The 13,308-nt window shown below is 66.8% G+C and carries 7 protein-coding genes; 4 read left to right on the forward strand and 3 right to left on the reverse strand.

The window, feature by feature from the left end; translation table 11 throughout:
* Positions 1–43: 43 nt before the first annotated feature.
* Positions 44–1,024 (forward strand): Bug family tripartite tricarboxylate transporter substrate binding protein, encoded by a 981-nt coding sequence (locus tag HV793_RS09660; protein WP_175213050.1) that lies wholly within the window; start codon positions 44–46, stop codon positions 1,022–1,024.
* On the forward strand, positions 1,021–2,547 hold the full coding sequence (locus tag HV793_RS09665; protein WP_175213051.1) for a sulfatase-like hydrolase/transferase: 1,527 nt from the start codon (positions 1,021–1,023) through the stop codon (positions 2,545–2,547). Before HV793_RS09660 ends, HV793_RS09665 begins: the two co-directional genes overlap by 4 nt.
* Positions 2,548–2,569: 22 nt before the next feature.
* Here HV793_RS09665 and HV793_RS09670 read toward each other — a convergent pair whose 3' ends face one another.
* Positions 2,570–5,953 (reverse strand): hybrid sensor histidine kinase/response regulator, encoded by a 3,384-nt coding sequence (locus HV793_RS09670; protein ID WP_175213052.1) that lies wholly within the window; start codon positions 5,951–5,953, stop codon positions 2,570–2,572.
* Between the two features lie 222 nt (positions 5,954–6,175).
* Positions 6,176–6,907 (reverse strand): response regulator, encoded by a 732-nt coding sequence (locus HV793_RS09675; protein WP_306650739.1) that lies wholly within the window; start codon positions 6,905–6,907, stop codon positions 6,176–6,178.
* A 343-nt stretch (positions 6,908–7,250) separates the two neighbouring features.
* On the opposite strand from HV793_RS09675, the gene HV793_RS09680 reads away from it, so the two are divergent.
* Both HV793_RS09680 and HV793_RS09685 read left to right on the forward strand, forming a co-directional pair.
* Positions 7,251–8,939 carry a ShlB/FhaC/HecB family hemolysin secretion/activation protein gene (locus tag HV793_RS09680; protein ID WP_175213053.1) on the forward strand — a complete coding sequence of 563 codons (1,689 nt, stop codon included), beginning with the start codon at positions 7,251–7,253 and terminating at the stop codon, positions 8,937–8,939.
* Positions 8,940–9,019: 80 nt separating this feature from the next.
* Entirely contained in the window at positions 9,020–12,046 is a 3,027-nt protein-coding gene (locus HV793_RS09685) for a two-partner secretion domain-containing protein (protein ID WP_175213054.1), read from the forward strand.
* A gap of 68 nt (positions 12,047–12,114) precedes the next feature.
* Here the strand turns inward: HV793_RS09685 and HV793_RS09690 are convergent, their stop codons facing one another.
* Positions 12,115–13,305 carry a fimbrial protein gene (locus tag HV793_RS09690; RefSeq protein WP_054457693.1) on the reverse strand — a complete coding sequence of 397 codons (1,191 nt, stop codon included), beginning with the start codon at positions 13,303–13,305 and terminating at the stop codon, positions 12,115–12,117.
* Positions 13,306–13,308: the final 3 nt, after the last annotated feature.

Here is a 13,308-nt window from a genome sequence, read left to right on the forward strand (position 1 = left end):
CGAGCCGCCCGCGAATGAGGCGAGCCGCGGGATGGAGACAATCATGCTGAAACTTGTGCGCGGCGCCCTGGCCGCCCTGAGTCTGGCCGTACCTCTGGCCGTTCCCCAGGCGGCCGCCGCGGCTTATCCGGACCGCCCCGTCACGCTGGTCGTGCCCTCGGTGCCCGGCGGCGCGGCCGATGTGGTCGGGCGTCTGGTCGCTGCGGAAATGTCCAAACAATGGAACGTTCCGGTCATCGTGGAAAACCGCGCCGGTGGCGCCGGCGTCATCGGTTCCCAGGCGGTGGCACGCGCCAAGCCCGACGGCTACACGCTGCTGTTGGGGCCGGACGCCTCGTTCACGGCGGTGCCTTACCTGATGCAGGACGTGCCGTATCGTGCCGAGGACTTCGCGCCCGTCGCGACGCTGGCGACCCTGCAGTATGTGTTGGTGGCGGCGCCCACGGCGCCGTTCAAGTCCTTGCGTGAACTGCTGGAGCAGGCGCGCGCCCGGCCCGACTCCATTACCTACGCCAGCGGCGGTCCGGGTTCCACCCATCATCTGGCGATGGCGTTGTTCGAGCATGCCGCTGGCATCTCGCTCAAGCACGTGCCGTACAAGGCCGCGCCCCAGGGCTTTGTCGGCGTGATGGGCAGCCAGGTCGACCTGATGTTCATCGTCGCCAGCACGGCCGTGCCGCAGATCAAGGCCGGCAAGGTGCAGGGGCTGGCCAACGCGGGAGCCGCGCCCATCGCGGGCGCGCCCGACCTGCCGATGGTGAAGGACGCAGTGAAGGACTTCACGTTCTACAGCTGGTTCGGACTGTTCGCGCCGGCGCAGACGCCCGCTCCGGTGCTGGCCGATTTGCAGCGCGCCGTCGCCGCTGTCCTGAAGAGTCCCGAGGTCCGGGACAAGATGCAGGCCCAGGGCATGATCGTGGGCGACCAGGACGGGCTGGGCTTGAGCGAACGCATCGCCCATGACATCCGTGTGCTCGCGCCCGTGCTTTCCGACATCAAGACCGCCACCAGCAAGCAGCAATGAAACGCCCCAACATTCTTCTCATCACGACCGACCAGCATCGCGGCGACTGCCTGGGCTTTGCGGGACGCCGGGTCAAGACGCCGCACATTGATCTGCTGGCGCGCACTGGCACGCATTTCGCGGCCTGCATCACGCCCAACGTCGTCTGCCAGCCTTCGCGCGCCTCCATGCTGACCGGCCTGCTGCCGTTGACGCATGGCGTCTGCGACAACGGCATAGACCTGGACCTGCGTACCGGCGAGGCGGGCTTTGCCGGCAGCCTGGCCGCTGCCGGCTACGACACGGGCTTCATCGGCAAGGCGCATTTCTCCACGCACCACACCTTCCAGGCCACGGGACGGCCCGAATGCCAGTACAGCGAGGCGGGCATGGGACCGGGCTGGGCGGGGCCCTACATGGGCTTCAAGCATGTGGAGCTGGTGGTGGAAGGCCACAACTATTGGCTGCCCACGCCTTTGCCCGGCGGCCTGAATCATTCGCGCTGGCACTACGGCGACGGGTTGGGCGAACTGCGCAACCAGCTGTATGGGACCGACCTGGGCCCGGCCTGCGGCGCGCCGCAGACCTTCCATTCCGCTTTGCCGGCGGCCTGGCACAACTCCGCCTGGATCGGCGATCGCACCATCGATTATTTGCGCGAGCATCGCAATCAGCCGTTCTGCCTGTGGGCATCGTTTCCCGATCCTCATCACCCTTTCGATTGCCCCGAGCCCTGGTCGCGCCTGCATCATCCCGACGAGGTCGATCTGCCGCGCCATCGCGTCACCGACTACGATCGCCGGCCCTGGTGGCACAGGGCCAGCATGGAAAGCAAGCCCATGGGCAATGCCGAAGTGCAGGCGGTACGGCAGAATTTTTCGCGCATGCCGACCCAATCAGACGAGGCGCTGCGCCGGATCATCGCCAACTACTACGGCATGATCTCGCTGGTGGACCATCAGGTGGGGCGCATCATGAAGGCGCTGAGCGAATACGGGCTGGACCAGGACACCATCGTCATCTTCACCTCGGATCATGGCGAATGGCTGGGCGACCACGGACTGATGCTCAAGGGTCCCATGCCGTATGAAGGCCTGCTGCGCGTGGCCATGGTGGCCAGCGGCCCCGGCATCGCGGCCGGGAGAAAGGTGGAAGACCCGGTTTCCACGCTGGACCTTGCTGCGACCTTCTGCGACTACGCCGGCGCATCGGCCCTGGGGCCGCAACACGGCCGCAGCTTGCGTCCGTTGCTGGAAGGCGGGGATGCCACCCGCGAGTTCGCCTTGAGCGAATGGGACGTGGCGGCATCGCGCTGCGGCGTGGAGCTGAAGCTGCGCACTGTGCGCACGCGCGACTGGAAGCTGACCGTCGAACTGGGCAGCGGCGCGGGCGAGATGTATTGCCTGGCCGAAGATCCGGACGAGATGGACAATCTCTTCGACGATCCGGGTCATGCCGCGAAACGGCGGGAACTGGCCGCCATGCTCGCAACCCGGCCTGCGGACCAGTTGCCGGCGCGCGTGCCGGCATCGGGTATCGCTTGAACCTGCGGCGCAAACCGGACGGTCAAGCCTGTTCGGTGGTCGGTTGGCCGGCAGGCTTGCCCAGGGCGCTTTTCACTGCGGCGAGCACGTCGTCGCAGATGAGCGCCACCGCGTCCGCCGACCCGCGCACGCCTGGCTGGTTCAGGCGGGTATCGAGCTGAGCGCACTGTTCGGCCAGCGCGGGCAGGCGGAAAATGGCCAGCATGCCACGCAAGGCGTGCAGTTCGCCGCGCAGGCTGCCGCTGTCTTCGTCGATGGCAGCGCGTTTGATGGTGTCCAGGGACTGCGCGCAAGATTGCTCCAGCGTGCGCAGCAGCGCCGGGGGGAAGGCGCGTCCACCGGTCAAGGCTTGCGGACCGTTATCGGCCGCTGCCGGGGCCTGTTGCGGGCCGCGGCCGGCTTGCCCGCAGACGTCCAGCAAGGCGTGTTCGAGTTCTGTCAGCGGCAGGGGCTTGGTCAGCACCCGCGCGATGCCGGCTTCATTGCAGCGCTGCCGCTCGTGTTTCGTCACGCAGGCCGTGGCGGCGATGACGGGCATGTCCGGCCGCATGGATCGGGCCTGTCGGGCCAGCGCGTAGCCGTCTACGCCGGGCATCGCGAGATCGGTGACCAGCACGTCATAGCGGTGCGCTGCCAGCAGTGCGCAAGCCTGCGCACCTCCCTCCGCCAGATCGACTTCGCAGCCCAGCAGCTTGAACTGTTCTTCGAACAGGCCGCGGTTGGCGGCGTTGTCTTCGGCCACCAGCACCCGCAACGAGCGGGTCGAATGCCGCGGCGCGGGCGCGGGGGCCGCGGTGGACAGGGGCGCGTCCTGCAGCACATGCCGCAAGGCCGAGGCCAGGCCATGCAATCCGTACATCGAAACGCTGAGCTTGCGTCCCGTGTCCTGCGGCGTGGCGGGTCCAAGCATGCCGCAATCGATCACCCATGAAGATTGGTCCAGCAACCTGTCTTCGTCCTCCGGCTGCCAGTCCGTCTTGTCGCCCCAGATGATGAGGACCGTCGCTTCGTCCAGCGTGTCCTCGTCCAGTTCGGATGGATGGCGGCGGGCGGTGACGCGCAGTCCCCAGGTTCGCAGGACGGCTTCCAGGCCGTGACGGCAGTTGTCGCGCGCGGCCAGCAGCAACACCTGCTCGCCGGCGAACCATGGCCTGTCGGCCTCGGTGTTTTCAATGCCCAGCGGCAAGGAGAACGCGAACAGGCTGCCGCTTCCAGGTTCGCTGCGCACGGACAGGGAGCCGCCCATTGCCTCGACCAACCGGCAACACAGGGTCAGCCCCAGGCCCGTGCCGCCATAGCGCCGGCCTATGGTCGCGTCGGCCTGGCTGAAAGCGCGAAAGACACTCCGAGTCTGTTCTTCCGTCATGCCCATGCCGGTGTCCTCCACCTCGACGGCGATGCGGGCCGCGTCGGTGCGGGTACGCAGCACCACCTTGCCGTGGTCGGTGAACTTGATGGCATTGGAGAGCAGGTTGTGGATCACTTGTCCCAGCCGGGTGGCATCCCCTCGCATGGGCTGCCTGAGCGCAGCGCCCAGATCGCCGAGCAAGGCCAGTCCTTTGGCCTGGGCCTGGGGCGCGAACATGGATAGGGCGTGCGAGGCGACTTCGAGCAGGTCGAACTCCGTCTGCTCCAGGCTCAGTTCGCCGGCCTCGATCTTGGAGAAGTCCAGCACGTCGCTGATCGTGGCCAGCAGCAATCCCGACGACACCCGCACGGTTTCGAGATGGTTGCGCTGGATTGGCGCCAGGCGCGAGCGCGAGAGCAGCTCAAGGTGTCCCAGGATGGCGTGCAACGGCGTGCGTATTTCATGGCTCATCGCCGCCAGGAAGGCCGACTTGGCGGCATTGCCGCGGTCCGCGGCGGCCTTGGCTTCACGCAGGCGGTGGGCCAGCTGATATTTTTCGGTGACGTCGATGAACGCAGCCACGACCACGTTAGATCCGCGGTAGCGTGCGCCTGCCATGCTGACCGACAAGGTGACGGGAGTGCCATCGCAGGCAACGAACGAGAGGTCTTCCTCCACCACATCCGTATCGCGCCTGCCTGCGGCCGTGCCGGCGCGCCGCCGATAACGATTGGCCAGCTCTGCCGAAAGGCTGAATTTTCCCACGCCCACGCGCGCGGTCATCTTCTCCATGGCCGGGCTGTGCAACAGCGGACTGCCGCTGGCAGCGTCGATCAGACCCAGGCCCACGGGAGCCGTCTCGATGAGCGTGCGGTTGAGATGCTCGCTCTCCAGCGCCAGCCTGGAACGGTTCATCAAGGGCCGGACCACGCGCAGCTCGAAGTAGAGCAGCAGCGCCCATATCAACGCCAGCGTGGTTGCGGTCATGGTCGCGGGCGTGGTCAGCTGTGCGCTGATGGCATTGACGATGCTGCTCCAGTCCAGCGTGAAGACCAGCACCCAGCCCGTCGGGCCCAATCCTTCTGAAATCGAGAACTGGCCAGAGCGCGTTCTTTCCTGGCGCGTTCCGGCAGGGATGTCGGCGAGGTCGGCGGCCGGAGCGGTTTCCTGCGCGTCGCCGGCACCGCCGCCCGGCGACGCAGCGATGAGTTGGCCGCTGGCGGACATGATGGCGAAGTCGCCCGCCTGCCGGTTTGCCGCCTGCGAGGCGCCGGGTTGCAGGGGGGAATACTCCGTCACCAGCACGGCGACCGGCACGCCCTTGTCCAGTATGGTTCCACCGATGCGGAAGACCTGCTTGCCCGTGATCGGATTAGCGACGGGAGGGATCCAGCGCAAGGAGCGCCATGTGTCGGTGCCGGCATCGGTCGCGATCAGCATGCGCCGGCTGACTTCGCCGGTCAGCAGGGCGAGGTAGCGGTCGCGGTCCGCCAGGATCCTCTGGCGGACCGCTGCTTCGGGGGCAGGGACCAGGCCGGCGATGCTGCCATTGACCCCAAAGAAGAACGAGGCCAGCGAGTTGTCATGGGCCGCGGGCCCGCCTGAGGGAACGCGTCCGATCTGCTCGGCCAGATTGAAGAACTTTCCTGTCGCAGCGTTCGTCACCCGGCCGCCGCCCGAACCCAATATCCATTGAGAGCGGGAATCCTCGTCGGCCTCCACCAGCAGTTCTTCGCCCCGGCTGCGGTACTTTGCGATCTGGGCCGCGTCAAAGGGCGCCGCTTCCCGCCACATCAGCTCCGCGCTTGCCAGGCTGATCCGGAAGGCGTTCTCGCGCGTATAGATTTCCTTCATGAGCACGGCGTGTTCGGCCACGAACGATTGGCGCACGTACTCCAGATATTTTTCGGCGGTGGTCTTGGCTTCCAGGGCGAAGGTCAGCAGCACCGCGACCGTGATCAGCACGCCGCCGCCCAGGCTCTGCCAGCGCTGATAGCGGCGAAAGCGCGTCACGGTGTCGAGCCGCGAGGGGCTCAGGCGGTGGCGTAGTCGAATCAAGGCGCGGGAGGATGGGTGTCAGGCGGCGCCGGCATGCCGTCTCGGATAGGCGGGCGCTGCGGGTTTCTGGGGGCGGGCGCAGCTACTTGAACATTATTCCGGCCCGTTTGGCGCAAAGGCTTGCCAGCGGCTTTGACATGGATCAAGCGGCTGCCACTCGGGTCTGGTCGCGTCCAGCGTGTCGACATTGAACAAGGGGCAAGCACTGGTGCCGCTGGAGACTCAGGCCGCTTTCTCGCCCTTCACGTCGGGTGGCGTCATATCGGCCATCGGCAGGGCGGCGCAGCCGTACCGGACCAGGTCCGCGTCGCGTTCGATGCCCAGCTTCCTCATCGCGCTGCGCTTCTGTGAGCTGACCGTCTGCACGCTGCGGCTGGAAATACGCGATATCTCGGTGATGGTGGCGCCCGCGCAAAACAGACGGATGATCTCTGCCTCTCGCCGCGTCAACCGCGGCTGTTGCGGCGAGAGGGATTCGCGGATGATCATGTCCTTCACCGTCGGCGAATAGTAGGTCCGGCCGCGGCTCATCGCGTGTATCGCTTCGGCGATATGGCGCGTTGAATCTGCCTTGCTGAGGATGCACAGGTTCTTTTCGGCCAGCAGCGCCCGCAGCAGCGTGGGATGCTCGACCATGGTGAGCACGGCCACTCGCAGCGCCGGGAAGCGCCGCCGCAAAAATCCGATGAGCCCCAGCCCGTCGCCGTGCTTGCCGCCCGGCATCGCGTAGTCCGAGACCACCGCGTCGCACGGTTGAGTTTCAAGCAGGGCCACCAGGTCCGTGGAGTTCCTGGCGCAGCCGATCACTTCGATGGCCGGATCTCGCGCGAGCTCGTGGCTCACGCCCAGGGACACGATGGGATGGTCGTCGGCAATGATGACGCGGATGCGGCCGTGTGACATGTTTCTTTCCCCGTTCATCCAGAGCCTGCTGCGGAACTGCCGTGCGTCCATGGCGATTGCCGCCAAGTTTCGCAAGCAGGCGTTTGAAACGCTGTATGTGCGCGGCTGCTGTGGCGATGCCGCGTGCCGCCATATTACCGACGGCGTCCTCGCCAAAGAATAGGAGGAGTACTAAAGTGCGGCGCTCGTCGCAGCCGCCGCCACCCCCAACTCCGCGGCAGGCGACTGCCGAATCGTAGTAGTACGACTCCGATTTCGTAGTCTTCCCACAGTTCCACGCCCGTCCGCTCCGTATTCTGCCGGCAGGACGAGAATCGCCCGGCTTGGCAGGAGCGGCAGCCGGCCCGGGGGCAAACGCTTCCCGTGAAAAAAGGCAGAGAGCAGGGGGCGGGAGATGACAGGGGAGAACGCGCGCCATCGGATGGCTGCGCTGGCCGCCGGGCTGGTCATGGCGTTGTGTGCGGACGTCTCGCGGGCGCAGATCCCGGATGCGGGGCGCGCCATGCGCGACCTGCAATCGGTCTTGCCCGCCATGCCCCCGGGTGGCTCGGCTCCGGAGGTGCAATTGCCCGAACCGCAGCCGCCCGCAGCCGCGTCCGGCGAAGCGGCCACAGGCCCCGCCGTCAAGGTGCTCGAGTTCCGCTTCGAAGGCAACCGCGCCGTTGACGACGCGACGCTGCGGGCGCTGCTGGCCGATCTGGCGGGCACGGCGCTGACGTTTCCGGACTTGCGCCTGGCCGCTGATCGCGTCACCGCTTACTACCATGATCGGGGCTATGTGCTGGCGCGCGCCTACCTGCCGCCGCAAGACATCGATGCGGGCGTCCTGCGCATCGCCGTGCTGGAGGGCAGCTATGGCGAGATCGGTCTGCGAAACCGCTCGCGGATCCGCGATGCTGTGCTGGAACAGCCGCTCTCCGTTCTGCGTCCGGGGGATGCAGTGCAGGCCCGTGAGCTGGAGCGCGCGCTGCTGTTGCTCAGCGAGCTGCCCGGCGTGGCGGTGAAGGGAACGCTGCGGCCCGGCGCCGAAACCGGCAGCACCAGCCTGCTGGTGGATGCCGAGGCGGGACCGCTCGTCTTCGGCAGCGTGGACGCGGACAATTTCGGCGGCTACTACACCGGCGAATACCGGCTGAGCGGAAGCATCGGCGTCAACAACCCCCTGCGCCTGGGCGACCAGCTCAATCTGCGACTGTTGGGGAGCGATGGCGGTCAGCGCTACTACAACGCCGGCTATCAGCTTCCCCTTGGCTCCTGGTCCACGCGCGTCGGCATTGGCATGTCCAGCATGCGGTACGAACTCGGCAGGCGTTTCGAACCCCTGGGTGCGCACGGCCGCGCCGACGTGTCGACCGTGTTCATCCAGCAGCCCTTGGTGCGCACGCGCCGCGCCAGCTTGCGCCTGCAATTGCAGCACGAGCGCAAGCGTCTGGTCGACAGCATGGATCTCTTCGACGTAAGCAGCAGCAAGCGTATCGGGCTATGGACCGTGGCCCTGGCTGGCAGCAGCGAGGACGGATGGCTCGGCGGCGGAAGGACCATCTTGCAGCTGTCGCATGGCCGCGGCCGACTGCGCCTGGGCGATTCGCAAGCCGAGCGCGAGGACCGTCTGACCGTGCGCACTGCGGGCGGGTTCGCCAAGACCAATCTTTCGGCCAGCCGACTGCAGCAGCTCGTGGGCCGCCTGCAGCTTTATGCGCGGCTGGACGCGCAATGGGCGTCGAAGAACCTGGACAGTTCCGAGAAATTCAGCCTGGGCGGACCCTATGGCGTACGCGCCTATCCGCTGGGCGCGGCCAGCGGCGACGAGGGCTGGCTGGCCGGCGTCGAATTGCGCTACCAAATGGTTCCCGGGTGGCAGGCGAGCGCCTTTGCGGACCGCGGCAGCGTGCGCCTGAGCAAACAGCGCTGGACGCGGGGAGGCAACCGCAACGACCTGAGTGCGGCGGGATTCGGCATCACGCAGTACGGCGCCAACCATCAGGTGAACCTGAGCATCGCCTGGCCGATGGGCCGGCAGCTACCCGCGACGGAAGCGGACCGCGAGCCCCGCTTGTGGTTCCAGGCGTCGCGCTACTTCTGACGCAGGCGCATCACGCGCGCAGTTTTCTCAACCGGCGCAGTCTGCCGTGGCGGCGGATGCGCCATTCTCGCGAGGCAATCATGAACAAGACATATGCATTGGTATGGAACGAGGCCAGACAAAGTTGGAGCGTGGCGCGCGAGTCGGCGCGCCGCCATGGAAAATGCGGCGGCGGCAGGCGTGGTCACGTTGCCGCGCTGGCCCTGATCGGGCTGGCGGGCCTGTCTGGCGCACATGCTGCGCCGACGGGAGGGACGATCGCGGCCGGCAATGGCATAGGCGATATCCACACCACGCTGGACCAGAAACAGGTGTCGATCAATCAGCACACGCAAAAGCTGATCATCGATTGGAACAGCTTCAGTATCGGCGCCGACGAACGTGTCGCCTTCAACCAGCCTGGCGTCGGATCCATCGCGCTGAACCGGGTGAACGGCCTGTCGCCAAGTTCGATCCTGGGACGCATGGACGCAAATGGCCAGGTTTTCCTCGTCAACCCCAACGGCATCGTCTTCGGCAGGGGCGCGGAGGTCAACGTGGGCGGACTGGTAGCGTCGACCAAGCAGCTTTCCGACGCCGATTTCAACGCGGGCAACTATCGCTTCGCCGGGCCATCGGAGGCCTCCGTATTGAACCAGGGCGTGATTGCCGCGCGCGACCGCGGCAGCGTCGCGCTGCTGGGCGCCAAGGTCAGCAATCAGGGTGTGATCCAGGCGCGGCTGGGGCGGATCGCGCTGGCAGCCGGCGCAGAGTTCACTGTGAACTTCGACGGCAACGGCTTGCTCGATTTGCGGATGGATGGCGCCGCGCTGTCCGCCCTGGCCGAGAATGGCGGCATGCTGAGCGCCGACGGCGGGCAGGTCCTGATGACGGCCAGCGCCGCGGGAGCGGCCTTGCGCACGGTGGTCAACAGCCAGGGCATCATCGAAGCGAAGACGCTGCAGGGTCAAGGCGGCAAGATTACGTTGGACGGCGGAGGCGCCGGCGTGGTGGTGGCTGCGGGCAAGCTGAATGCCAGCGCGCTTGCCTCGCCAGGCAACGGCGGCGAGGTGGAGATGCGGGGGCAGCAGGTGGCCGTGCGGCTTGGCACTGAGGTCGACACGCGGGCATTGAACGGCGATAGCGGCACCTGGCGCATCGCGTCGGCAGGGGTGACGGTGGGCGAGAACGCCACCGCGGCAAACGTCACGGTGCACGCGGACACCGTCGCCAGCAATCTCGCGGCCACCAACATCGTGCTGGAAGGCGCTGCGGGCGACGTCGCGCTCAATGGCCCGATCGCTTGGCACAGCGGCAACACGCTAGGCTTGGTTGCGGCGGGTGATATCACGGTCAACGCAGACCTGGCCGCAACCGGCCAGAACGTCGCCATCGCCATGTCCGCCGGCGGAGAAATCGCGCTTAACGGCAAGACTGCCATTACCGGCATCAATGGCGCCTTGTCCTTGCAGGCGCCGGGAGGTCATGTGCTGGGCGAAGGGGCGGTGATCACGCTGTCCGGCGCAGGCGCATCGTTCAGCGCCCATGGCCAGCGTTACGCGGTGATCCAGAACCTCGCCCAACTGCAGGACATCGACCGCAACCTGAGCGGCCTGTACGTGCTGGGCAACAACCTGAGCGGACGCGGCTCGATCCAGGCCATAGGCGGTCCGCATGGCATCTTTTCAGGCGTCTTCGACGGTCTGGGCAATACGCTCAGCGGCTATTCGGTCAGCGGCGCCGGTCCCAACGTGGGCTTGTTCGCCGCCTCGTCCGGCAGCATCAGCAATGTCAACCTGGCGTCGATGGCTGTCAATGCGCCTGCCACCGGCGCGGCATCCATGTCGGTGGGCGCGCTGGTGGGCCGCAACTCGGGCCAGATCGTCAACGTATCCACGTCCGGGATGCACGTGAAGGGCAGTTCGTATCACCGTAACGTGGTGGGCGGCCTGGTGGGCACCAACGCCGGCGGCAGTATCGACCGCGCCACCGTCGCAGGCAGCGTATATGCAGGTTCGCACACGATCGCCATAGGCGGGCTGGCAGGTGAAAACCTGAATTCCGCGACGAGCCGCGGCGTCATTACGCGCAGCGTCTCGCGCAATGTCGTATCGGGAGCGATGCAGCGCGATGAGCTGGGCGGCATGGGCGGTCTGGTTGGCGTGAACCGCGGCCTGATCGCGGATGCCTCCAGTCATGCGAGCACGCAGGCCACGGGAGCTGGCCACAATGTGGGCGGGCTGGTGGGCAGCAATCTGGGCGGCGACATCGAACGCTCGCTTGCGACCGGACGGGTGCAGAACGGCAGCGATGCGTACACCGGCGGCCTGGTGGGGTTGAATAGCGGGGCCATTTCAGGCTCGGCCGCCGAAGGTGGCGTCAGTGCCGAGGGCGGCGGCTCCACCGGCGGCCTCGCAGGGCGCAACAGCGCCGGCGGCTTGCTGCTGGACGTCAAGGCCGCAGGCGATGTGACGGCCGCCTATGGCGTCAATGTGGGCGGCCTGGTCGGCGCCAACGATGGACGCATCGATACGGCGGAGGCGGGTGGCGAGGTCAAGGCCGGCTACAACCGGAATGGAGGCCGGGCGGGCGGTCTGGCTGGCTATAACAGCGGCACGATAGAAGCCTCGGTCGCCCGCGGCAAGGTTGCTGGCGGACACTATGGGTACAGCGGGGGACTGGTCGGCTACAACACCGGCACGCTGGGCACGGTCAACGCCAGCGGCAACGTGACAGCGGGGCAGGGCAGTGCGGTCGGGGGGCTGGTCGGCGCCAATCAGGGCCTGATCGTTTCGGCGATGGCCAATGGCAATGTCTACGGCGGCGTCAACAGCCGTGCCGGTGGCATGGTGGGAGAGAACGGCGACATGGGAGAGATCCGGCAGTCCTCTTCCTCGGGCGAAGTGGGTGGCGCGAGCCGCGCCCTGCTGGGGGGCATTGCTGGGTTGAACCAGGGCGAAATCTCCTATTCCAGCGCGAGCGGCAAGGTGAATTTCGTGAACTCTCTTCAGCATACCTACGGCGGCCTGGCCGGCGCGAACTACGGCGTGCTGCGCGCCAACAGCACGTTGGGGCTGGCATCCCTGGCGCCGCCGGTGGGCTTGAACTACGGGATTGTCGAGCGTTGATCGACAGTGCATGAACAGGGCCATGGACGCGCGCGTCCGTGGCCCTGTTGGCATGAGGCGCCCTGGCCTCAGGGAAACTCGAAGGTGAACTCCGCGCTGCCATCGGCGATGCCGGCCTTGACCGCTCCGTCGACCGGCGCCGTGCGGAGATAGTGGGCTCGCAGCATCAGCACGGCCTGGTCGCCGACGCGCTGCATGTCATACGCGGCGCCGAAGCGGACCGGGACTTTGCCGGTATCGTTGATCATGGCAATGCCTATGCCCTCGGCGGCTTCGGAGCCGGGCTTCAGGTTCAGCACATGGGGATCGGTGTTGGGGCCGTACTTGTCGGCAAAAGTAATGGTCGGCTTGGCCGAGGCGCTGCATTGGGTCAGCACGATGGAAAATTCCTTGGCTGGCGAGGTGGCTCCCGGTGTATCGAAGAGCGAGAGGGGCAGGTCTCCCAGCGAGACTGGGATCGTCCGGTAGGCGCCGACCTCGCATTTGTTGGGGACGATTACCCCCGTGCCACCGCCAATGCCGATGACGCCGGTGCCCTGGTAGGAAAACGGCAGACTGCCGCAGACGCCGGTAATGCCCGGTGTCCAGACGGGAAAGTTCTGGATGGCCTCGCCGTAGCCCACCGCGCCCTGCTGGTAGTTGACGGCATAGAGCATCAGCGTGATGTTGGGGTCCACGCCGGTCACTTTCAGTTCACCGCTGGGCAGGTTGGCCGCGGCGTCGGTCAGTACCAGGCGCTGGATGTACTCGGTGACGGTGGAGTTTTTCTGCGACGCGGACCCGGCGGTGTCGTAGTACACGGGACGCTTGTCCATGACCACGGGCAGCGCGCCGGGTTTGATCCGTCTTTCGATGCCGTCCGCGCCCATGACGGATACCTGCAGCCCGATGCCGGGTACGTTTGTCTGCGCCGTGCCGTCGGCGGCCACGCCTGCGTTGGGACCCCACTGCGCCGCCGCAACCAATTCGTGGAGGACGCCTGCGCCCACGCCCGAGCCAAGCTGGAAATTGTTGAAAAGCCCGGCGCCCCGCTCGAACAGCACATCGCCAATCTGCGAGGAACTGGTCAGCGGCGAGACTTCACGCCAGGGGCCGCCGGCCTGGTTCGACTGGCTGCAGTGGATGGCAGGGCGGTTCATGACCAGTTCGCCGCGAACCGGGGCGCACGGCAATGCCATCGCGGCGGCCAGCAGGAGGAGGGCGGCCCGTGCAGGCTTGTCGATCGCATGGGTGCGCGCGGGGATGGGGAGCTTGCTCATCAG

The organism is Achromobacter aegrifaciens (assembly GCF_902859965.1).
Taxonomy (GTDB): domain Bacteria; phylum Pseudomonadota; class Gammaproteobacteria; order Burkholderiales; family Burkholderiaceae_B; genus Achromobacter; species Achromobacter aegrifaciens.

What these genes read in the sequence shown, in the direction of transcription:
- HV793_RS09660 (WP_175213050.1), top strand. Translation starts at nt 44, where the DNA reads ATGCTGAAACTTGTGCGCGGCGCCCTGGCCGCCCTGAGTCTGGCCGTA.
- HV793_RS09665 (WP_175213051.1), top strand. Translation starts at nt 1,021, where the DNA reads ATGAAACGCCCCAACATTCTTCTCATCACGACCGACCAGCATCGCGGC.
- HV793_RS09675 (WP_306650739.1), bottom strand. Translation starts at nt 6,907, where the DNA reads ATGGACGCACGGCAGTTCCGCAGCAGGCTCTGGATGAACGGGGAAAGA.
- HV793_RS09680 (WP_175213053.1), top strand. Translation starts at nt 7,251, where the DNA reads ATGACAGGGGAGAACGCGCGCCATCGGATGGCTGCGCTGGCCGCCGGG.
- HV793_RS09685 (WP_175213054.1), top strand. Translation starts at nt 9,020, where the DNA reads ATGAACAAGACATATGCATTGGTATGGAACGAGGCCAGACAAAGTTGG.
- HV793_RS09690 (WP_054457693.1), bottom strand. Translation starts at nt 13,305, where the DNA reads ATGAGCAAGCTCCCCATCCCCGCGCGCACCCATGCGATCGACAAGCCT.